Consider the following 20,007-nt stretch of genomic DNA (forward strand, 5'->3'; position numbering starts at 1 on the left):
TTCGTGAGCGCGACCTCAGCCCGCCCCTCGCACGCCGCGCAGCCTTCGGGCAGCGCCTTCATTCTCAAGAAAGCCCTGATCAGCGCCGCCGTCGCGCTGGTGCTGTTCTCGCTGATGATCGGCGTCCGCACCGAGGCCGGGCCGCAGGGTGGCCTGATCTACTGGACGCGGTTCGGCGACCTCGCCGCCCTCGTCGGCACCGTGTTCGGCGGCAGCATCATCATCGAGCTGCTGCGGCAATGGTGGGGACCGGTCGACAAGGAACACATCGTCCCAAAGCCGGTGCAGGCCGCGATGTCGTTCGCCGGGCGCTGGCTGGCACCGGCGCTCCTGGTGTTCGCCTTCCTGGTGCCCGTGATCTTCTACAATCAGCGTTACATTCTCGACCTGTCGATCCTGGTCCTGACCTATGTGATGCTCGGCTGGGGACTGAACGTCGTGGTCGGCCTCGCCGGCCTGCTCGACCTCGGCTATGTCGCGTTCTATGCGGTCGGCGCCTATTCCTACGCGCTGCTGGCCACCAATTTCGGATTGTCGTTCTGGGTCTGCCTGCCGCTCGCCGGCATCCTGGCGGCGTTCTGGGGCGTGCTGCTCGGCTTCCCGGTGCTGCGGCTGCGCGGCGACTATCTCGCGATCGTCACGCTCGCCTTCGGCGAGATCATCCGTCTCGTCATCATCAACTGGCAGAGCCTGACCGGCGGCCCCAACGGCGTCTCCGGCATCCCGCGCCCGACCCTGTTCGGCATCCCGCTCGACAACAGCGATGACGGGCTTGCCGCCAAGCTCGGCATCGATTTCTCGCCCACCCACCGCATCGTCTTCCTGTTCTACCTGATCCTGGCGATGGCGCTGCTCACCAACTGGGTGACGATCCGGCTGCGCCGGCTGCCGATCGGCCGCGCCTGGGAGGCGCTACGCGAGGACGAGGTGGCCTGTCGCGCGCTCGGCATCAACGTCACCACGACCAAGCTCACCGCGTTCGCGACCGGTGCGATGTTCGGCGGCTTCGCCGGCGCCTTCTTCGCCACGCGGCAGGGCTTCATCAGCCCGGAATCCTTCACCTTCCAGGAATCGGCGCTGGTGCTTGCCATCGTCGTGCTCGGTGGCATGGGCTCGCAGCTCGGCGTCGCGCTGGCGGCGCTGACCATGATCGGCGGCTTCGAGCTGTTCCGTGGTTTCGATCAGTATCGCATGCTGGTGTTCGGCATCGCGATGGTGCTGTTGATGATCTGGCGGCCGCGCGGGCTGATCGGCCATCGCGCGCCGACCGTGTTCCTGGAGCGCAACCAGGCGATCTCGTCCGACCTCGTCAAGGAGGGTCACGGATGAGCGGCGATCCCATCCTCACCGTCGACCGCCTGATGATGCGCTTCGGCGGCATCGTCGCGGTCAACGAACTCTCCTTTGCCGCCGAGCGGCGCAAGATCACCGCGCTGATCGGCCCGAACGGCGCCGGCAAGACCACGGTCTTCAACTGCATCACCGGCTTCTACCGGCCGAGCGGCGGCGCGATCCGCCTCACCAATGACGACGGCCGCACCATGCAGCTCGAGCGGCTCGGCGATTTCCGCATCACCAAGCAGGCCAAGGTGGCGCGCACCTTTCAGAACATCCGCCTGTTCCCCGGCATGACCGCGCTGGAAAACCTGATGGTCGCCCAGCACAACGCGCTGATGCGCGCCTCGGGCCTGACCTTGCTCGGCCTGATCGGCGCGCCGTCCTGGCGTGCGGCCGAGGAGCGCGCCATAGAACTGGCGCGGACCTGGCTCGATCGTGTCGGCCTGCTCTCACGCGCCGACGATGCCGCCGGCAATCTCGCCTATGGCGACCAGCGTCGGCTCGAAATCGCACGCGCGATGTGCACCGAGCCCGTGCTGCTCTGCCTCGACGAGCCGGCGGCCGGCCTCAACGCGCGCGAGAGCGGCGGGCTCAACGAGCTGCTGCTGTCGATCCGCAACGAACAGGGCACCTCGATCCTCTTGATCGAGCATGACATGTCGGTCGTGATGGAGATCTCCGACCACGTCGTGGTGATGGACTACGGCGTCAAGATCGCCGAAGGCTCGCCGCAGGCCGTGCGCGACGACCCCAAGGTGATCGCCGCCTATCTCGGGGCCGACGAGGAAGAGGCGATCGCCGTGATGGAGAGCGGTACGTGAGCGCGACAGCGGCAACCACTCCCCTGCTCGCGGTGCGCGGCGTGCGTGCGGCATATGGCAAGATCGAGGCGCTGAAGGGCGTCGATATCGAGATCAATCGAGGGGAGATCGTCGCGCTGATCGGCGCCAACGGCGCCGGCAAGTCGACGCTGATGATGACGATCTTCGGCCGTCCGCGCGCGCGCGCCGGCACCATCGAGTATGACGGCCGCGACATCACCGGCGTGTCGACCCACGAGATCGCGCGGCTGCGCATCGCGCAATCGCCCGAAGGCCGGCGGATCTTTCCGCGGATGAGCGTCGCGGAAAACCTGCAGATGGGCGCCGACGCCACCGAATGCAGCGAGGCCGAGCGCGAGGCCGGGCTGGAGCGCGTGTTCGCGCTGTTTCCGCGCCTGAAGGAGCGCATCGCGCAGCGCGGCGGCACGCTGTCCGGCGGCGAGCAGCAGATGCTGGCAATCGGGCGCGCCTTGATGAGCCGGCCCCGCCTGTTGATGCTGGACGAGCCCTCGCTCGGCCTGGCGCCGCTGATCGCGCGGCAGATCTTCGACGCCATCCGCACGCTGAACCGGCAGGACGGCCTCACCGTGCTGATCGTCGAGCAGAACGCCAACCATGCGCTGAAGCTCGCCCATCGCGGCTATGTCATGGTCAACGGCCTGATCACGCTGTCCGGAACCGGCGGCGAATTGCTGCAGCGCCCGGAAATCCGCGCCGCCTATCTGGAAGGCGGCCGCCACGGCTAGCTGCACATTCCGTGCCGCCGTTGCAGCTGATGTAGCGTCGATTTGCCTGAAAATTGCCGGTGACTTCGCCGCGAAACCAGCCGAGAATGCCCGCGGTTTTGGGGCCCGGCGTGCCGGGCCCCTCCGCAAGAGGCAACGACCACGAGGGACGTCTCATGAAATCACTGAAGCTGATCGGCCTGGCATTGGGCGCTTCGTTCGCATTGTCGGCGAGCGCATTCGCGCAAGATATCACTATCGCAGTCGCGGGCCCGATGACGGGCTCCGAATCCGCTTTCGGCCGGCAGATGAAGAACGGCGCCGAGCAGGCGGTCGCCGACATCAACGCCGCCGGCGGCGTGCTCGGCAAGAAGCTCGCGCTGGAAGCCGACGACGATGCCTGCGATCCGAAGCAGGCGCGCTCGATCGCGGAGAAGATCGGCTCCTCGAAAATCCCGTTCGTGGCCGGCCATTTCTGCTCGTCGTCGTCGATCCCGGCCTCCGAGGCCTATGCCGACGCCAATGTCCTGCAGATCACCCCGGCCTCGACCAACCCGCTGTTCACCGAGCGCAAGCTCTGGAACGTGGCGCGCGTCTGCGGTCGTGACGACCAGCAGGGCCTGGTCGCCGCCGACTACATCATGAAGAACTTCAAGGGCAAGAACGTCGCGATCCTGAACGACAAGACCACCTACGGCAAAGGCCTCGCCGACGAGACCAAGAAGGCGCTGAACAAGGCCGGATTCCAGGAGAAGATGTTCGAGTCCTACAACAAGGGCGACAAGGACTTCAACTCGATCGTCTCGCGCCTGAAGCGCGACAACATCGATCTGGTCTATGTCGGCGGCTACCATCAGGAAGCCGGCTTGATCCTGCGCCAGATGCGCGACCAGGGCCTGCAGACCATTCTGATGGCGGGCGACGCCATGAACGACAAGGAGTTCGCCTCGATCACCGGCCCGGCCGCCGAGGGCACGCTGTTCACCTTCGGTCCCGATCCGCGCAACAAGCCGACCGCGAAGGCGATCGTCGAGAAGTTCAAGAGCAAGAACATCGACCCCGAAGGCTACACGCTCTACACCTACGCCGCGATGCAGGTGTGGACGCAGGCCGTCGCCAAGGCCGGCACCACCGATGCCAAGAAGGTGATGGAGACCATCAAGGCCGGCGATTGGGACACCGTGCTCGGCAAGATGGGCTTCGACGCCAAGGGCGACATCAAGGCGATCGACTACGTCGTCTACAAGTGGGACGCCAAGGGCAACTACACCGAGATCAACCCGAAGGGCTCCTGAGCCTCTCACGCCTGATCCGATCAGAGACACGAAACGCCCCGGTTCGCCGGGGCGTTTTTTTGACCAGGGAGCTGCAAGTGTTACCGCAAGTCGCCGCTCACCTACGCGCGACGGTTGATGCATCCGCCGCGGCTGCTATACCGGATCGATCGGACAGCAGGCGGACGGACGCATCGTGAAAAACCTTCTCACCGATATTGCCGGCGTTGCCGTCGGCCACGCCGACGACACCGTGATTGCCTCCGGCGTCACCGCGATCCTGTTCGAGCGGCCGGCGGTGGCCTCGATCGATGTCCGCGGCGGCGGTCCCGGCACCCGCGAGGACGCGCTGCTTGCCCCGCATAATGTCGTCGAGGCGATCGACGCCATCACGCTGTCCGGCGGCTCCGCGCTCGGGCTCGATGCGGCCGGCGGCGTGCAGGCCTGGCTTGCCGAGCGCGGCCGTGGCTTTCGCATCCGCGATGCGGTGATCCCGATCGTGCCCGGCGCGATCTGCTTCGACCTGCTCAACGGCGGCAACAAGGCATGGGGGCGCTTCCCGCCCTATCGCGACCTCGGTTATGCGGCTGCTAATGCCGCCTCCGACGACTTCGAACTCGGCAGCGTCGGCGCCGGCATGGGCGCGACAACAGCCAACCTCAAGGGTGGCCTCGGCTCGGCGTCGGCCACGACCGACGACGGCGTGAAGGTCGCGGCGCTTGCGGTGGTCAACGCGGTCGGCAGCGTCACGGTCGGCAGCGGCCCGTGGTTCTGGGCGGCGCCGTTCGAAGTCGACGGCGAGTTCGGCGGGCGCGGCCTGCCGCCATCGTTCACACAGGACATGCTGAAGCCGCGGCTGAAGGGCGGCGCGGACGCCACCGCGGCCGAGAACACCACGCTCGTCGTTGTCGTGACCGACGCGCAATTGACGAAACCGCAGGCGCGGCGGCTGGCGATGATCGCACAAACCGGCATGGCGCGCTCAATCTACCCGGTGCACGCCCCGCTCGATGGCGATGTCGTGTTTGCCGCCGCCACCGGCGCCAAGCCGATCGATCCGCTGTTCGGGCTGACCAAGCTCGGCGCGATCGCCGCCAACACGGTGGCGCGCGCGGTCGCCCGCGGCGTCCATTCAGCGACGGCCCTGCCCTTCCCCGGCGCGTTGCCGAGCTGGCGGGACCGGTTCGGCTAGGGCCGCGAAGGCAGTGCGCTCCCTCGCCCGTTCTTACGGGGAGAGGCGTGGCGCTCGCGGTCGTGCCGTCTCAGTTACGTGCTGACCGAAACCGATGACGAAGCCTGTGCCGAGATCGCCTGCGACTGGCGCTGGATCAGCTGCTCGATGAAATTGTAGGACGACGTCGCATTGCTGCCGGCGGAGGACGAATTCGTGCTGCCGGTGGTGGACGCCGAGGCTGGGGTGGTCATCGACACCTTGGAGCCGTCGGCATAGGTCGTCGTCGTCGTGGTCGAGCCGTCGCTGTTGGTCACCGAGGTCGAGGTGGCACCGTTCAGCGCCTGCATCAGGGGATCGGAGCTCGATCCGCCCGAGCCGCTGCTGGAGCCGGATCCATCGGTGGAGCCGCTCTCCATGTGATGGTGATGATGGCCGCCGCCCTTGTGGCCCTGTAGCGCCTGCGACATCTCGCCGAGGCTGACGCTGCCGTCGCCATTCTTGTCGAGCTTGGAGAACACGTCGTCGGCCTGCGCGACGTTGGTGCCGCCGGCGCCGAGCGCGTTCTCGAATTCGGTCTTGGTGATCTGGCCGTTGCCGTCGGCGTCGATCAGCGAGAACAGGTCCTTCAGCGCATCCGACCGGCTGGTCGGCGTTGTGCTGGTTGAAGTCGTGCCGGTTGAAGCCGCGCTGGTTGAAGCGGTCGCCTGGCTCTGCGCGTCGAGCAGCGCGCTCATGGTCTGCGGCGAAATCTGCGGGGTGCCGGCGCCCGATCCGGCGCTGGTGCTGCTGCTCGACGTCGATGTGGTGGTCGAAAGGTCGAACAGCCCGGTGGTCTGATTCCCCTGAGTGGAGCTGCCGGTCTGCGTCGTCGATTTCGACGACATCAGCGAGCTCAAAAGGTCGACGGCGGATGACGCAGCGCCAATGGCAAATAACATGGCAATACTCCAACAAGGCCGCGCCTGGCGGCTCAAACGCTGCCATTGACGGAGCAAGGGGCGTGCCATGGCAAAAACCCAATAAAACCAGGCCTTCGCGCACCGCTGCAGGTTCCGCGTACCCGGCAAGACCTGCCACCGGCGGCAGAATTTTCCGGCTTCCGGCCGCCGTCCGCTCGCATTGCCCGCCACGCCTGCGCATGTTAGGCGGGATCACCCGTCGCCCCCTGAAGTCTTTCGGAACTGCGCTATGACTCAGTCATTCACCCCGCGTCCCCTCGTCATCGCTCCGTCGATCCTGGCGTCGGATTTCTCAAAGCTCGGCGAGGAGGTCCGCGCCGTCGACCAGGCCGGCGCCGACTGGATCCATCTCGACGTGATGGACGGGCATTTTGTCCCCAACATCTCGTATGGCCCCGACGTCATCAAGGCGATGCGGCCGCACACCAAGAAGGTGTTCGACGCCCATCTGATGATCTCGCCCTGCGACCCCTATCTGGAGGCCTTCGCCAAGGCGGGCTGCGACCACATCACGGTGCACGCCGAAGCCGGCCCGCATTTGCATCGCTCGCTGCAGGCGATCCGCGCGCTCGGCAAGAAGGCCGGCGTCTCGATCAATCCGGCGACGCCGGCGAGCGCGATCGAATATGTGCTCGACCTGATCGACCTCGTGCTGGTGATGTCGGTCAATCCCGGCTTCGGCGGCCAGGCCTTCATCCGCTCGGCGATCGGCAAGATCTCTGACGTCAGGGCGATGGTCGCGGGCCGCCCGATCGACATCGAGGTCGATGGCGGTGTCGCGCCCGACGTCGCGGGGCAGCTCGCCGCCGCCGGCGCCAACGCCTTCGTCGCGGGCTCCGCGGTGTTCAAGGGCGGCACGCTCGAGGCCTACAAGACCAACATCGCCGCGATCCGCAATGCCGCGGCCGACGCGCGCGGCGAAGCGATCTAGAACAAAGCGGGCGGCGGCGGCGCGGCATCCGCCGCGGCGTCGCCCGCATCCGTCGCCGGCGTCAGCCGCGACGGCCGCACCACCGTCACCGTGCACGGCGCTTCCCCGGCGACCTGGGCAGACACGCTGCCGAGCAGCGCGCGCCGCATCGAGTTCTGCCGCGCGCCGATGATGATGTGATCGACCAGATTGACCGCGGCGAATTCCAGGATGGCGGCGGCCGGATCGATCGCCTCCAGCACATGCACGGTCAGCCGCCCCTCCGCGAGCCGGAACGGCCGCGCCCAATGCTGCAACGCGACCAGCCGGTCGACATGCTTGTTCTGGCCCTGCTCGTCATGGCTGCGGTCGATCGCCAGGCGATTGAGCTTCAGCACGTTGACGCAGGCGAGCCGCGCCGACGGCGAGGTCGACAGCACCTGCTCGGCGGTGACGCGGATGGTCTCGTTCAGCGCCTCGGTCTCCTCGCCGAGATCGAGCGCGACGGCAACGATCGGGCTCGATGCGAGCTGCACCGCGACGTCGGACTTCGGCTGCGGCGGCGCCGCGCCGAGATTGAAACGGCGGCGCCACACCGTGCTCAGCGGATCGCGCTTGAGCCGCTGTGCCCGCGCCGTCAGCTTGACCTGCTCGGGATGGCCGAGATCGAACGCAAGCTGCGCCGCGGTGGGATAGCGCGCGACGGGGTCGATCTCCAGACAGCGCAGCACGATCTCCTGCAGCCACAGCGGATAGTCCGGCCTGAGCTCGCGCGGCGGATGCGGATCGCGCCACAGCCGCCGGCGCATGCCGCGCAGGGTCTCGCTCTCGCCGAACGGGCGGACGCCGGTGGTGAAGAAATAGAGCAGCACGCCGAGCGAAAACAGGTCGCTGCGCGGATCGTCGCGCACCCCGAGCAGGCGCTCCGGCGCCATGTAGGGCGCGGTGCCGTAAGGCAGCCGAAACTCCTCCTGCAGCAGGTCGGGCAGATGCTGGTGATGCGAGAGGCCGAAGTCGATCAGCACCGCCTCGCCGCGTTCGCGGAACATGACGCTGCTCGGCTTGATGTCGTGATGGATGACGTTCTGCCGGTGCAGGCTGGCGAGCGCGGCGGCGACCTTACCGCCGATCACCCTCACCTCGTCATACGGCAACGGCAGCTTGTCGATCTGCTTGTAGAGGGTTTGGCCCGGGATGCGCTCCATCACCACATAGGCCTGGCGCTCGAAATCGCCGGTGCCGAAACAGGCCGGCACGTGCGGCCCCGACAGCCGCGGCAGGATCATCTGCTCCATTTCGAAGCTGACGATCGCGGCCGGATCCTCACCTTCCGAGGTGAGCGGCACCTTCATCAGCAGCGGCACGTTGATGCCTGGATGGGTGACGGTCCACAGCGTCGCCATGCCACCGCGGTGCACGCGCTCGCCGATGGTGAAGCCATCGAGCTCGGCGCCCGGCTGCATGGTCAGCGCCGCCACCGCGTCACCTGCCGAGCGGCAGGCGATCGGCCAGCCACAGCGGCAGGCCGTTCGCCTTGATCCGCGCCGCGGCGGTCGCGACGTCGTAGGGTACGCGATGATAGGTGATCTCGCGGCTTGTCGTGTCGAACATCGCGAACGATGCGGCCGGATCGCCGTCGCGCGGCTGGCCGACCGAGCCGAGCACCGCAAGCCAGCGTCGCCCGGTCAGAAGCTGTACGGGCACGCCCGAAGTCGGGACGAAGCTCGTCATCTTCGCCGTCGAGGACATCGAGTAGAGGCCGGGACGATGGATGTGGCCGCAGAAGGTGATCTGCAATTCGGTCGCCATCATGCTGCGGGCGGCATCTGACGTGTCGCGGACATAGCGCCATTTCGCCGGGTCGGAGGCCTCGGAATGCACATAGAGACGGTTGTCCTCCTCGCGCAGGATCGGCAAGCCGGCGAGGAAGGCCTTCTGCTCGGCGCTGAGCCGGCCGCGGGTCCAGTCGATGGCGGACTGCGCATCGGCATTCATGCTGTCGCTCGGCACGCCGATCGCATTGTCATGATTGCCGCGCACTGCGACTGCGCCCTTGCCGACGAGGTCCATCACCGTGTCGACGGCCCATTCGGGATCGGCGCCATAGCCGACGATGTCGCCGAGGCAGATCAGCCGCTCGGCACCGCGCGCCCGCGCAGCATCCAGGCAGGCGGCGAAGGCCTGCCGGTTGGCATGAATATCGGCAAAGAGTGCGAGGCGCATGGTTGTTGGCAGTCGAGCCCGGAAAGGCGAACCTGATCTTGACGGACATCAAGCACGCGCAGCCCGGAGGCCGCAACGGGGCACTATTTGCTGAATTCGGACTTGATGGTGGCGCCGCTAACGGAATCAAGCCAAATCGCCCATCCGCTCCACGTGCTGGCGCGAATACAGCCCGCGCTCAGCACAACGTCGACAAATCGGTCCGGGCCGGTATGGTGAGGCAGCTCGGCTCGCCAGCGCAACGAACCGTCACGTTCAAAGCATGTGAGATTTTCCGCGCGATAAATGTCCGCTGCGCCGTCGAACAGGACGACACGACCATCGGTCAGATCGAGGGATTTGATCACATCGCTCATCGTGCCACTTCAGGCCGGTTGCCAGCATGACCGCGCTCTTTGCCGGTCGCCGGAACCATGAGCTAGTGCTTGCACACCCGCACGCCCCGCAGCAGCAGGGCGATCAGGGCGTCGATCCGGGACGGGCATTCCGGCTTGGCCCATTCCTCGGCATGCGCCGGATGATGGTAGCGGACGGTCGCGTCGAACACGGCGCGCGCCGTCGCCTTGACGTTGTCGATCTCGAATTCCCCCTGCGCGACACCGTCGGACAGGATTTTCGCGATCAGGTCGACCTGCTTGTCCTTGTAGGCTTCCACCACCTCGCGCGCGTCCTGCGCCAGTGCCAGGTAGGTCGCGAACATCTCCGGATCGTCACAGACCTTCTTCTGCTTGATGGTGAAGGCGGTGCGCAGCCATTTCTCCAGCCGCTCCGGCGCCGGGCCGTCGCCCGCTGCGAGCTTGCACAGCGGCTCGTTGGCGCGGTCCAGCCAGCGTTTTGCCACTGCGTCGCGCAGCGAGGCCTTGCTGGGAAAATGGCGGTAGACGCTGCCGTGGCTGACATCCAGCGCGCGGGCCACGTCGACAACGGTGGCCTTGGTCAACCCGTAGCGTCTCAAGACATCCTCAGTTGCCTCGAGGATCCGCTCGGGTGTCAAAACCACCGCCTCGTTCATGCGTTTACCGTCTGGTTATCGCTGTCCTGCCCGCGGGTGAACTTGGCGGCCTGGGCTGCCAAATGGCGGGCGACGCGAAGGTTGAGCCACTGTTGAATCTGGGCGGTCAATTGAAAGATTTCTATCGTCATGGAGGTAGTCCTTCGAGGTAGTCAAATTAAGTACGGCTTCCCCGGCCAAACGCCGGAACAGCCACTGGGCGCCCTCCTCCCTTGGGCTGGTGAGTATATACACCATCTCGCTGACAGATTTCAATATCTGTCAGCGAGACGGTGTGAGATGACAGACATGCACGGAGCGCGGCCTCGCTGGAAAATTCCGGTCCGGATCTGGGGGCGGAATCGAAAGGGGCCGCTTCACGCAGCGGCCCCTTTGCCGGGAAAATGGCTTCGGGATAAAATCTAGCCCCGGTTAGAAGTTAGATTACACCGAGCTGACCGTTGGCGGGATTCCGGATCACTACTGTCCACCCCGCTGACCGATTATTGGCGATCCCTACTTTTATGCCATCCTGGTCGGGATGCCCTGTCCTAGCGCTGCTCGTCCTTGGGGGGCATCCGCGGCGGCGGCAGCGGCGTGAAGACCGATCCCTGCGCACCGGCCGGCGGGGCCACGAACGTCCCCGTCGTGGAATCGCCGCCAGTGGTCTCCACGATCGTCTTCGGCGTGATGTACTCCCTGACGAAGTCCATGATGGTCCCGTCGCCGCCGCCGAAATCCGCCGCCCGCCCGCCCTGCGGGTGCCCGGCCTTGATCTCGTTGTCGGCGGTATGGGTCTGCTCGGCCAAGGCGTCGCTGTAGGGAATGCGGAAGGCGCGCGGCACCGCGCTCGGCCGGTTGTCCTCGTCGAGCTCCTCGACCCACAGATAGATCGAGCCCGGATCGCCCTCCAGCGAATGCGGCTCCACGATCCGCGTCGACAGCAGCTTGAAGTTCGCCGGCAGCTTCTCCGCGGAGGCCCAGCCGAGCAGGCCGCGCATGCCGCCGAAGCTGACGAAGTAGAAGGCGCTGGTCACGACGATGACGACCGCCTTCAGCGACCAGTGCAGCCGCGCATAGACCAGCACGATCAAGAGCAGCGCCCCTACCACGGCGTAGGCGACCGCAAGCGTGAGGATGATTGATTGCAGACTAATCACGACGGAGCACCCTCACGCCGGATCTTGGGACGCCGGTGTTCGGATCGAGGTCGGCGCCGTTGCGCCAACTGCTGCGGAAGGTCTCGAGCAGCGATTTCGGCCGCCGGTCGACGTTGATCACCTTGCCCTCCGCGTCGAGACGAAACCTGACCGCGGTCTTCTCGTCGCCGGTGTGATCGACGGTCAGCTTGTCGTCGAAGATCACCTGCGCCGTCGGATTGAGCTTCTGCACCTTCACGTTGGCCTGTACGGGCTCGCCGGTCGTCGCCTGGAAATGCGAGACGTTGACGGTGTATTCGCCGGCGACGACGCCGCGCAGGGTGACGATCTCCTCGCGGATCGGCGACGCGATCTTCTTGCCGTTGACCACGATGAAGTCGTTGGCGCCGCCGCGGTCGTCGCGGTCGAGCGTGAGGAAACCGGCCTCGCGATGCCGGTACCAGGCGATGTTGCCGGCCGGATCCTGCACGAACAGGTCGAGATCGTCGGGGTGGTTGTCGGGCCAGTCCATCGTGATGATGAACTCCGCCTTGGATTCGATCTTGCCGTCCTTGGAGTCCGGCGACACCGCAAGCAGCGCCAGGAAGAACAGGAAGGCGATCACCTGCAGCGCCTTGAACAGCATGACGCCGAGCGGATCAAACGGCTCCTCGCGCGGATAGAGGCCGAACTCGTCCATCATGACGGCGTACCAAGGGACGTATCGAGGCGACGTTCGAGGGCCGGCGTGACATGGGTCTCGGTCAGCACGACGGCGTCGGAGAACACCCGCTGGGTCGCAGAATCCAGCATGTAGTACTGGATGCGGACCAGGATCGACCCGATCAGCCCGGCCAGCGTCGTGTACATCGCGACCGCCATGCCGTCGCTCATCAGGCCCATCGACGATTTCATCGCGACCTTGTCGGCGGCATCGAGCGAAGCGATCGGCGCCAGCATGATGATGAAACCGATGATGGTGCCGAGCAGGCCGAGCTTCATCAGCGTGTCGGAGACGAAGGCGCCGAACCCGTTGGAGCCGCGGAGGCGGTCGGCCAGCGTCCGCAGCAGCAGCGTCTGGTCGATACGGCCCTTGGCCTGCGCGTCGGCCTTCTGCACCAGGCTCTTGATGTGATCGGTGACGAGGCCACGCGGCAAGCCGCGCGCATCCGACAGAAGCGCCTTGGTGCCGTCGGGCGCGGCGAGGATCGTGCGGCAGGACCGCGCCACCTCGCCTTCCCGCGCGATCGCCCGCGTGCGCCAGAAGCAATGGATGCAGGTCACGACGTAGAGAACGGCGATGACGCTGGAAATGTAGGTGCGGTCGGAACTGACCATCAGGCGGATCAGCCCGTAGCGCCACAGCAGGAAGGCAGCGAAGATCGAAAGGCCGGTGAAGATCATCCAGAGCAGCAGGACGCTGCGCTCCGCCGCGTCCGTGCCGGCCGGTGCGGCCGCAGCCTCGACCTTGGCGTCCATGCTGCGCTTGCTCCCTATAACGGTTGTTCCGCGAGGCCCGCGTGAGAACCTCGCTGATGGTTAGAGCAGAGCCGGCGGGCGCCGTCCAAAGACTTCTGCCCAAGTTTCGTCGGGCAAATTTCCCGACCTGCATAGCCTGGCACGCTTGCGATTGGCGGGGAACAGCGGTGCTGTTAGCATCACGCCGCCCATTTCAGCATGAGGCCGCATCACGCTTGGTCGGCTCATGCTCCGGCCGTGGAGTGATCGCATGCGCCTCGTGCTTCAACTGGTCGCCCGCCTGCTCGTCATCGTCGCGCTGTGCCTTGGCGCCGCCACCGTCTGGGCCACGATCGACGCCTATCGCAGCGTCGATCGCGCCACCGAGGCGTCCGCCGGCCGGGTCTCGCAGGCATTGGAGGCGCTGTACTGGCGTGAATTGCTGCTGCGCAGCAACCGGATGCGCGAACAACTGCTGCCAGCGCCGGACTGGCGCACCATCGAGACCATGGGCCTGATCGCCCCCGGGATCTGCGTGCAGTTCGAACCAGCCGGCGCCTTCGAGAAGCCGCTCTGCGGCCAGAGCAAGGGGATCGGCAAGGCGCCGCCGCGCTGGTTCGCGGCAACCGTGCAGACCGTGCTCGGCGAGCACGCCACCGTCGAGCGGCCGATCAGCGCCCGTGCCGCGACCGCGGGAACCGTCCGTGCCATCTCCGATCCGGACGCCGCGATCGCGCTCGCCTGGCAGCACATCCTGGACAACATCCATGTCGCGCTCTTGATGGCGCTCGCCATCGCGCTGCTCGCTTCGCTCGCGATCGCGCATACGCTGGCGCCCGCCCACTCGATCGTGTCGGCGCTGCGTCGCATGGCCGACGGCGAGTACCGCACGCCATTGCCGCGCGTCCGCTCGATGGAGCTTGCGATGATCGGGCGCGCTGTCGGCGATCTCGGCGATCGCCTGGCGCAGGCCGAGGAGGAGCGCACGATGCTGACGCGGCGCCTGCTCGAAATCCGCAGCGACGAACGCCGCGCGCTGGCCCGCGAACTGCACGACGAGTTCGGCCAGAACCTCACCGCGATCCTGGCCTTCGCCAACACGATCGAAGCGAGCGCGGGGGACAAATACGCCGCCGGTACCGAAATCGCACAGGATGCACGGATGATCTCGCAGGCGACGCGCCGCATCATCGCCTGCCTGCGCGACACGTTGAACCGGCTGCGCCATCCGCCGGCGGAGGAGCTCGGGCTGGAGGCAAGCCTGGTCGATCTCGTCGACAGCTGGCGGTCGCGCGCGACGCAGCCGATGATCCAGCTCGATCTGCAGGGCGACCTCGCCGACATCAGCGGTACGGTAGCCGTAACAGCCTATCGGGTGGCGCAGGAATGCCTGACCAATGCGCTACGCCACAGCGACGCGCGCGAGATCGTGCTGCGGATCGAACGACGAACCGGAACCGAGAACGCGCTGCTGGTGCGGGTCGAGGACGACGGCGGCGGCGATGCCGCCAAGGTGGCGCAGTCGGCAGGCTTCGGCCTCACCGGCGTCAGCGAGCGCGTCGCCGCACTCGGCGGTTCGCTGTCGATCGCGCGCGCCAGTCGCGGCCTCTCCGTCGCCGCCACGATCCCGCTCGCCGCCTGAGATGACGACCGCGAAGATGACAGCCGTGAAGACTCGGGGAATCTCGATCCTGCTGGTGGACGACCATCCGGTCGTCCGTCAGGGCTATCGGCGCGTGCTCGAGCATCAGGACGATTTCAGCGTGGTCGCCGAGGCCGACAACGCCGCCAATGCCTATCGCGCGTTCAAGTCGCACGGGCCTGACGTGGTGGTGATGGACATCTCGATGCCGGGCGCGAGCGGGCTGGAGGCGATCCGCAACATCCGCGCGCGCGATGCCGACGCCCGCATCCTGGTCTTCAGCATGCACAGCGAGGCCGCCCAGGTGAAGGCGGCGTTCGCTGCCGGCGCCTCCGGTTTCGTCACCAAGGGCAGCGAGCCGGCCGAGCTGATCGCGGCGATCCGCTCGGTGGCCCGCGGCGAGCACGCGATGAGCGACGACGTCGCGCGGGTGCTCGCGCTGGAGAGCCTGGTGCCGACCAAATCGGCGCTCGACCAGCTCGGCGAGCGAGAGATCGAAATTCTCCGGCAGTTCGCGGCGGGCAGCACCAAGGAGCAGATCGCCGCCAACCTCAACCTCAGCACCAAGACCGTGCAGAACTACCACTATCTGATCAAGGCCAAGACCGGCCTGCGGACCGACGCCCAGCTGGTCCGCCTCGCCGTCGAATGCGGCCTGGCGAACCTCTAACCGCTCCCTCTCCCCGTTCTTGCGGGGAGAGGGTTGGGGTGAGGGGCTATCTCCGCGAAGACGCTGACAGCCGAGTTCGCGGAGGATCCCCCTCACCCGGAACGCATCTGGCGATGCGTTCCGGCCTCTCCCCGCAAGCGGGGCGAGGCGAAGCAAGGCCGGGGCGACGGACCGCCGATCTCGGCCGGTTTTCCCCGCCAAATGCCCCGAAAAGGTGGCTTCGCCCGGCCCGATTTGCTAAAGCGCAGCGTAAAAACAAATTGGCCGGAGCGCGTTTTGCGCGCCCCGCCCCGTCCGATTCGGAGTTCTCGATGATCCCCCGCTATACCCGCCCGGAAATGGCCTCCATCTGGGAGCCGCAGACGCGTTTCAAGATCTGGTTCGAGATCGAGGCGCATGCCGCCGACGCGCTGGCCGAGCTCGGCGTGATCCCAAAGGAAGCCGCTAGGACGATCTGGGCCAAGGGCAAGGATGCCACCTTCGACGTGGCGCGGATCGACGAGATCGAGCGTGAGACCAAGCACGACGTCATCGCCTTCCTGACCCATCTCGCCGAGATCGTCGGCCCCGAGGCGCGCTTCGTGCACCAGGGCATGACCTCCTCCGACGTGCTCGACACCTGCCTCAATGTCCAGCTCAAGCGCGCCGCCGACCTCCTGATCGCCGATCTCGACCGGGTGCTGGCGGCGCTGAAGACCCGCGCCTTCGAGCACAAGATGACGCCGACCATCGGCCGCTCCCACGGCATCCATGCCGAGCCGGTCACCTTCGGCCTCAAGCTCGCCTATGCCCATGCCGAGTTCGCCCGGGCCCGCGCCCGCCTGGTCGCCGCGCGCGACGAGATTTCGACCTGCGCGATTTCCGGCGCGGTCGGCACCTTTGCGCAGATCGATCCGCGGGTCGAAGAGCACGTTGCGAAAGCGATGGGCCTGCGGCCCGAGCCGGTCTCGACCCAGGTGATCCCGCGCGACCGCCACGCGATGTATTTTGCCACGCTCGGCGTGATCGCCGCCTCGGTCGAACGGCTCGCGGTGGAGGTGCGCCATCTGCAGCGCACCGAGGTGCTGGAAGCCGAGGAGTTCTTCTCCGAGGGCCAGAAGGGCTCGTCGGCGATGCCGCACAAGCGCAATCCGGTGCTGTCGGAAAACCTCTCCGGCCTGTCGCGCATGGTGCGCGCCTATGTGACGCCGGCGCTGGAGAACGTCGCGCTCTGGCATGAGCGCGACATCTCGCATTCCTCCGCCGAGCGCATGATGGGCCCCGATGCCACCGTCACGCTCGACTTCGCGCTGGTCCGGCTCGCCGGCCTGATCGAGAAGCTCCTGGTCTATCCGCAGAACATGCAGAAGAACCTCGACCGGCTCGGCGGCCTGGTGCATTCGCAGCGCGTGCTGATCGCGCTGACCCAGAAGGGCGCCAGCCGCGAGGACGCCTACAAATTCGTGCAGCGCAATGCGATGCCGGTGTGGCGCGGCGAAGGCGACTTCCAGACGCTGCTGAAGAACGACCCCGACGTGAAGAAATACATGACCGATGCCGAGATCGAGGAGAAGTTCGACCTCGGCTATCACCTCAAGCATGTCGACACGATCTTCAAGCGGGTGTTCGGCGAGGCCTGAGCGAGGCCGCCATTCCCACGTGACATCGCGGCGGGTTGCGCTACGCTGACCCGCCCTACGCAATCACAAGAAACGGACGCTTCCCATGCCCATCGTCAATCGCGTTGCCGCCCTCTCGGATGAAATGGCCGCCTGGCGCCATGACTTCCACGAGAACCCCGAATTGCTCTACGAGGTGCACCGCACCGCGGGCATTGTCGCCGACAAGCTGCGCGAGTTCGGCTGCGACGAGGTGGTGACGGGGATCGGGCGCACCGGCGTGGTCGGCGTGATCCGCGGCCGCAAGAACGGCTCGGGCAAGACCATCGGGCTGCGCGCCGACATGGACGCGCTGCCGATCGTGGAGGCCGCCGACGTGCCCTACGCCTCGAAGGTCCCCGGCAAGATGCACGCCTGCGGCCATGACGGCCACACCGCGATGCTCTTGGGCGCTGCGAAATACCTGACCGAGACGCGCAATTTCGACGGCACCGCGATCGTAATCTTCCAGCCCGCCGAGGAAGGCGGCGCCGGCGGCAAGGCGATGGTCGACGACGGGCTGATGACCCGCTGGGGCATCCAGGAGGTCTACGGCCTGCACAACATGCCCGGCCTGCCCGAGGGCTATTTCGCAACCACCCCGGGCCCGATGCTCGCCTCGTCGGACACCTTGAAGATCGTCGTGCGCGGCAAGGGCGGCCACGCCGGCGCGGCGCCGCACGAGGCGATCGACAGCGTCCTGATCGGCGCCCAGATCATCAATGCGCTGCAATCGATCGTGTCGCGCAATCTCGACCCGCTGAAGTCCGCGGTGATCTCGATCACGATGTTCGAGGCCGCAAATGCATTCAACGTGATCCCCGAGATCGTCACGCTGGGTGGCACCGTGCGCACGCTCGATCCCGGCGTGCGCGACATGGTCGAGCGCCGGATCGGCGAGGTCGCCTCCAGCATCGCCAAGGCCTATGGCGGATCGGCCGAGACGGACTATGGGCGCATGTATCCGGTGACGCTGAACCATGCGCATCAGGCCGGCATCGCCGCCGAGATCGCCCGCGACGTGGTCGGCGCCGACCGCGTCAACGACAATCTGGTGCCGGTCATGGGCGCCGAGGATTTCGCGTTCATGCTGGAAGCGCGCCCCGGCGCGTTCGTCTTCCTCGGCATGGGCGACGGCCCGATGTGCCACCACCCGGCCTACAAGTTCAACGACAACATCCTCGGCCACGGCGCGTCCTACTGGGTTCGCCTGGTCGAGAAGCAGATGCCGGCGGGCTAGCGCCGCCTGCGCAGTTGATGAACGGTGAATGGCCCGGCCGCGATCCATCGCGGCCGGGCCATTCACGTCATGAACGCGGCTGCTGTTGCGTGGTGCAGTGAATGCCGCCGCCGCCGGCGGCGATGCCGTCGATGTTGAGCTGAATGATTTCCCGGTCGGCAAACAGCTCCCGCAGGATATCGCGCGCATTGCGGTCGGCAGCCGCATCGCCGAATTCCGGGGCGATCACGGCGCCGTTGCAGACGTAGAAATTGATGTATCCGGCAGCGAAGTCCTTCGTGCCGTGCTTGGGGCGCACTGTCGACGGGCCCTGCAACACCACGATGTCGAGATGCCGGCCCTTGGCGTCGACCGCGCCGCGCAGCAGATCGAGGTGCCGCCTGGTCACCGCGTGATCGAACGACGACGGATCCGGCTCGAGGCCGGCCACGACGACGCCTGGACCGGCAAATCGTGCGTAGAAATCGGTATGTCCGTCGGTGATGTCCTTGCCGGCGATGCCGGGCAGCCAGATCACCTTGTCGAGCCCGAGCAGGCGCGACAATTCGGCCTCGCATTTCTCCCTGGAGACACCGGGATTGCGATTGGGGTTGAGCACACAGCTCTCGGTGATGATCGTAGTCCCCTCGCCATCGACTTCGATCCCGCCGCCTTCCAGCACCAGTCCGGCCTTGACGAACGTCGCGTTCGCCGCACGGGCCACGTGCCCTGCCACCTCGGCATCAAGCGCATGGCGCTGCTTGTTGCCCCAACCGTTGAAGTTGAAACCGATCGCGCCAAGCTGTCCCGAATTGTCGCGCACAAACACCGGACCGGTGTCGCGCATCCACACGTCATCGATCGCTCGAATGACGAGGCTGACCGAGGGGCCGCAGAGCCGCGCGGCTATCTCGCGATCCTCCTCGCGCACCAGCATGTTGACGCGTTCGTAGGCCGCAATCGCCTTGGCGATGCCGGCGAGATTTTCCCGCGCGACGGGAAGCAGCTTGCCGCCCCAGATCGCCGCGCTGGCGCCGAACGCCATCCAGGTCGCGGCATGCGGCGCGCCCTCGTCCGGCATCCGCCAGTTCGCATTGTCCCGCGCAAGATCGTCCACGAGATCCCGGCCGCGATGGCCCTCCCGGCTTCAACGCCAGATTAGCGCCGTCGCCAACCGGACGCCACGACCTGACGGTGATCCGCTCGCGCTGGGCCTGGCCGCCCAAGTCGCTCGGTGAGGCGTCTAACGCGCGGGGTCGGCCTCACTCGCCCCGATCATGCGCGCCGCGACGCGGTCGCGCTTGACGAAATGATGGAAGGCGACTGCGGCGAGATGCAGCACGATCAGTGCCAGCAGCACATAGGCGAAGAAGATGTGGCGCCCCTCATAGGCATCCGCCGCCGCCTTGTCAGGCGAGGTGATCTGCGGAACGTGGAACAGGCCGAAGAAGCTCGAATAGTCCTGCGCGCGGGATCCGGAATGCGCCCAGCCCAGCATCGCGACCAGGATGGTGACGGCATAGAGCGCGCCGTGGCTGACGCGGGCGGCGATCCTTTGCCAGCTGGGCATGTCGGCCGGCAGCGCCGGCGTCGGGTTGACGCCGCGCCACAGCAGCCTGAGCACCGTGAGCAGCAGCACTAGGTAGCCGATGTCGGCGTGGATCGACCGGTAGAAGAACTTGTCCGCCCGCGCCGGGATGTGGTTCATCCACCAGCCATAGGCCAGCATGCCGATGATGGCGATGCCGAGCACCCAGTGGAACGCTCGGGCGAGCGAGCCCCAGCTCGCGGTCGTATTGCGGATCATGGTCGAATGGTCCCCGGCGG

21 protein-coding genes are annotated in these 20,007 nt (G+C 66.6%); 10 read left to right on the forward strand and 11 right to left on the reverse strand.

All coding sequences use genetic code 11. The features are described 5' to 3' along the window. The first annotated feature begins 3 nt into the window (after window positions 1-3). The 5 genes from livM to CK489_RS33710 all read left to right on the forward strand — a co-directional run bounded on the left by livM (window position 4) and on the right by CK489_RS33710 (window position 5,350). Entirely contained in the window at window positions 4-1,329 is a 1,326-nt protein-coding gene (gene livM / locus CK489_RS33690; protein WP_095735720.1) for a high-affinity branched-chain amino acid ABC transporter permease LivM, read from the forward strand. Then, window positions 1,326-2,159, forward strand: coding sequence for an ABC transporter ATP-binding protein (locus tag CK489_RS33695; RefSeq protein WP_095735332.1), 834 nt, complete (start codon window positions 1,326-1,328; stop codon window positions 2,157-2,159). Before livM ends, CK489_RS33695 begins: the two co-directional genes overlap by 4 nt. Beyond that, window positions 2,156-2,905 (forward strand): ABC transporter ATP-binding protein, encoded by a 750-nt coding sequence (locus CK489_RS33700; protein ID WP_050629192.1) that lies wholly within the window; start codon window positions 2,156-2,158, stop codon window positions 2,903-2,905. Before CK489_RS33695 ends, CK489_RS33700 begins: the two co-directional genes overlap by 4 nt. 155 nt (window positions 2,906-3,060) lie before the next feature. After that, a complete protein-coding gene (locus CK489_RS33705; protein WP_050629191.1) occupies window positions 3,061-4,179 on the forward strand; it encodes a branched-chain amino acid ABC transporter substrate-binding protein in 1,119 nt (372 codons plus the stop codon). Window positions 4,180-4,354: 175 nt separating this feature from the next. Beyond that, window positions 4,355-5,350 (forward strand): P1 family peptidase, encoded by a 996-nt coding sequence (locus tag CK489_RS33710; RefSeq protein ID WP_095735333.1) that lies wholly within the window; start codon window positions 4,355-4,357, stop codon window positions 5,348-5,350. Window positions 5,351-5,424: 74 nt separating this feature from the next. On the opposite strand, the gene CK489_RS33715 is transcribed toward CK489_RS33710, so the two are convergent. Then, window positions 5,425-6,270: an EF-hand domain-containing protein gene (locus tag CK489_RS33715; RefSeq protein ID WP_095735334.1), complete on the reverse strand. Its 846-nt coding sequence runs from the start codon at window positions 6,268-6,270 to the stop codon at window positions 5,425-5,427. Between the two features lie 250 nt (window positions 6,271-6,520). Here CK489_RS33715 and rpe point away from each other — a divergent pair, with 250 nt between their 5' ends. Then, window positions 6,521-7,222, forward strand: a complete 702-nt coding sequence (gene rpe, locus CK489_RS33720; RefSeq protein ID WP_095735335.1) for a ribulose-phosphate 3-epimerase — start codon at window positions 6,521-6,523, stop codon at window positions 7,220-7,222. Here the strand turns inward: rpe and CK489_RS33725 are convergent. The 8 genes from CK489_RS33725 to CK489_RS33755 form a co-directional block, all read right to left on the reverse strand. Next, window positions 7,219-8,664 carry a serine/threonine protein kinase gene (locus tag CK489_RS33725; RefSeq protein WP_095735721.1) on the reverse strand — a complete coding sequence of 482 codons (1,446 nt, stop codon included), beginning with the start codon at window positions 8,662-8,664 and terminating at the stop codon, window positions 7,219-7,221. The genes rpe and CK489_RS33725 overlap by 4 nt on opposite strands. A 19-nt stretch (window positions 8,665-8,683) precedes the next feature. Then, window positions 8,684-9,424, reverse strand: coding sequence for a metallophosphoesterase family protein (locus CK489_RS33730; RefSeq protein ID WP_095735336.1), 741 nt, complete (start codon window positions 9,422-9,424; stop codon window positions 8,684-8,686). A gap of 83 nt (window positions 9,425-9,507) precedes the next feature. Then, window positions 9,508-9,780 carry a DUF7957 family protein gene (locus tag CK489_RS33735; protein WP_095735337.1) on the reverse strand — a complete coding sequence of 91 codons (273 nt, stop codon included), beginning with the start codon at window positions 9,778-9,780 and terminating at the stop codon, window positions 9,508-9,510. A 62-nt stretch (window positions 9,781-9,842) separates the two neighbouring features. Continuing rightward, a complete protein-coding gene (locus tag CK489_RS33740) occupies window positions 9,843-10,436 on the reverse strand; it encodes a TetR/AcrR family transcriptional regulator (protein ID WP_095735338.1) in 594 nt (197 codons plus the stop codon). After that, a complete protein-coding gene (locus CK489_RS42710; RefSeq protein ID WP_016843141.1) occupies window positions 10,433-10,567 on the reverse strand; it encodes a hypothetical protein in 135 nt (44 codons plus the stop codon). Before CK489_RS42710 ends, CK489_RS33740 begins: the two co-directional genes overlap by 4 nt. A gap of 399 nt (window positions 10,568-10,966) precedes the next feature. Next, entirely contained in the window at window positions 10,967-11,575 is a 609-nt protein-coding gene (locus CK489_RS33745) for a hypothetical protein (RefSeq protein ID WP_050629185.1), read from the reverse strand. After that, window positions 11,568-12,257 (reverse strand): DUF2135 domain-containing protein, encoded by a 690-nt coding sequence (locus tag CK489_RS33750; RefSeq protein ID WP_021077822.1) that lies wholly within the window; start codon window positions 12,255-12,257, stop codon window positions 11,568-11,570. The genes CK489_RS33745 and CK489_RS33750 overlap by 8 nt, the downstream gene beginning before the upstream one ends. Next, window positions 12,254-13,033, reverse strand: coding sequence for a MotA/TolQ/ExbB proton channel family protein (locus tag CK489_RS33755; RefSeq protein WP_095735339.1), 780 nt, complete (start codon window positions 13,031-13,033; stop codon window positions 12,254-12,256). The genes CK489_RS33750 and CK489_RS33755 overlap by 4 nt, the downstream gene beginning before the upstream one ends. Window positions 13,034-13,283: 250 nt before the next feature. Here CK489_RS33755 and CK489_RS33760 point away from each other — a divergent pair, with 250 nt between their 5' ends. The 4 genes from CK489_RS33760 to CK489_RS33775 all read left to right on the forward strand — a co-directional run bounded on the left by CK489_RS33760 (window position 13,284) and on the right by CK489_RS33775 (window position 18,201). Next, complete coding sequence (locus tag CK489_RS33760) at window positions 13,284-14,654, forward strand: histidine kinase (protein ID WP_095735340.1); 1,371 nt, start codon at window positions 13,284-13,286, stop codon at window positions 14,652-14,654. A 16-nt stretch (window positions 14,655-14,670) separates the two neighbouring features. Next, window positions 14,671-15,324: a response regulator gene (locus tag CK489_RS33765; RefSeq protein ID WP_095735722.1), complete on the forward strand. Its 654-nt coding sequence runs from the start codon at window positions 14,671-14,673 to the stop codon at window positions 15,322-15,324. 311 nt (window positions 15,325-15,635) lie between these two features. Then, entirely contained in the window at window positions 15,636-16,943 is a 1,308-nt protein-coding gene (gene purB, locus CK489_RS33770) for an adenylosuccinate lyase (protein ID WP_050629183.1), read from the forward strand. Between the two features lie 85 nt (window positions 16,944-17,028). Then, entirely contained in the window at window positions 17,029-18,201 is a 1,173-nt protein-coding gene (locus CK489_RS33775; RefSeq protein ID WP_095735341.1) for a M20 aminoacylase family protein, read from the forward strand. A 67-nt stretch (window positions 18,202-18,268) separates the two neighbouring features. On the opposite strand, the gene CK489_RS33780 is transcribed toward CK489_RS33775, so the two are convergent. Together CK489_RS33780 and CK489_RS33785 are read right to left on the reverse strand one after the other, a co-directional pair. Then, window positions 18,269-19,297, reverse strand: coding sequence for an agmatine deiminase family protein (locus CK489_RS33780; protein WP_245350591.1), 1,029 nt, complete (start codon window positions 19,295-19,297; stop codon window positions 18,269-18,271). 126 nt (window positions 19,298-19,423) lie between these two features. Continuing rightward, window positions 19,424-19,987, reverse strand: coding sequence for a cytochrome b (locus CK489_RS33785; protein ID WP_095735342.1), 564 nt, complete (start codon window positions 19,985-19,987; stop codon window positions 19,424-19,426). Between the last annotated feature and the right edge of the window lie 20 nt (window positions 19,988-20,007).

The sequence above is a fragment of the Bradyrhizobium sp. UFLA03-84 genome (assembly GCF_002289535.1).
GTDB lineage: Bacteria > Pseudomonadota > Alphaproteobacteria > Rhizobiales > Xanthobacteraceae > Bradyrhizobium > Bradyrhizobium viridifuturi.

Excerpts from the sequence above, each read along its gene's own strand:
- CK489_RS33735 (WP_095735337.1), bottom strand. The coding sequence starts at position 9,780 with ATGAGCGATGTGATCAAATCCCTCGATCTGACCGATGGTCGTGTCGTC.
- CK489_RS33785 (WP_095735342.1), bottom strand. The coding sequence starts at position 19,987 with ATGATCCGCAATACGACCGCGAGCTGGGGCTCGCTCGCCCGAGCGTTC.
- CK489_RS33765 (WP_095735722.1), top strand. The coding sequence starts at position 14,671 with ATGACAGCCGTGAAGACTCGGGGAATCTCGATCCTGCTGGTGGACGAC.
- CK489_RS33775 (WP_095735341.1), top strand. The coding sequence starts at position 17,029 with ATGCCCATCGTCAATCGCGTTGCCGCCCTCTCGGATGAAATGGCCGCC.
- CK489_RS33705 (WP_050629191.1), top strand. The coding sequence starts at position 3,061 with ATGAAATCACTGAAGCTGATCGGCCTGGCATTGGGCGCTTCGTTCGCA.
- CK489_RS33740 (WP_095735338.1), bottom strand. The coding sequence starts at position 10,436 with ATGAACGAGGCGGTGGTTTTGACACCCGAGCGGATCCTCGAGGCAACT.
- CK489_RS33730 (WP_095735336.1), bottom strand. The coding sequence starts at position 9,424 with ATGCGCCTCGCACTCTTTGCCGATATTCATGCCAACCGGCAGGCCTTC.
- purB (WP_050629183.1), top strand. The coding sequence starts at position 15,636 with ATGATCCCCCGCTATACCCGCCCGGAAATGGCCTCCATCTGGGAGCCG.
- CK489_RS33725 (WP_095735721.1), bottom strand. The coding sequence starts at position 8,664 with ATGCAGCCGGGCGCCGAGCTCGATGGCTTCACCATCGGCGAGCGCGTG.
- CK489_RS33715 (WP_095735334.1), bottom strand. The coding sequence starts at position 6,270 with ATGTTATTTGCCATTGGCGCTGCGTCATCCGCCGTCGACCTTTTGAGC.
- rpe (WP_095735335.1), top strand. The coding sequence starts at position 6,521 with ATGACTCAGTCATTCACCCCGCGTCCCCTCGTCATCGCTCCGTCGATC.
- CK489_RS33750 (WP_021077822.1), bottom strand. The coding sequence starts at position 12,257 with ATGATGGACGAGTTCGGCCTCTATCCGCGCGAGGAGCCGTTTGATCCG.
- CK489_RS33755 (WP_095735339.1), bottom strand. The coding sequence starts at position 13,033 with ATGGACGCCAAGGTCGAGGCTGCGGCCGCACCGGCCGGCACGGACGCG.
- CK489_RS33695 (WP_095735332.1), top strand. The coding sequence starts at position 1,326 with ATGAGCGGCGATCCCATCCTCACCGTCGACCGCCTGATGATGCGCTTC.
- CK489_RS42710 (WP_016843141.1), bottom strand. The coding sequence starts at position 10,567 with ATGACGATAGAAATCTTTCAATTGACCGCCCAGATTCAACAGTGGCTC.
- CK489_RS33760 (WP_095735340.1), top strand. The coding sequence starts at position 13,284 with ATGCGCCTCGTGCTTCAACTGGTCGCCCGCCTGCTCGTCATCGTCGCG.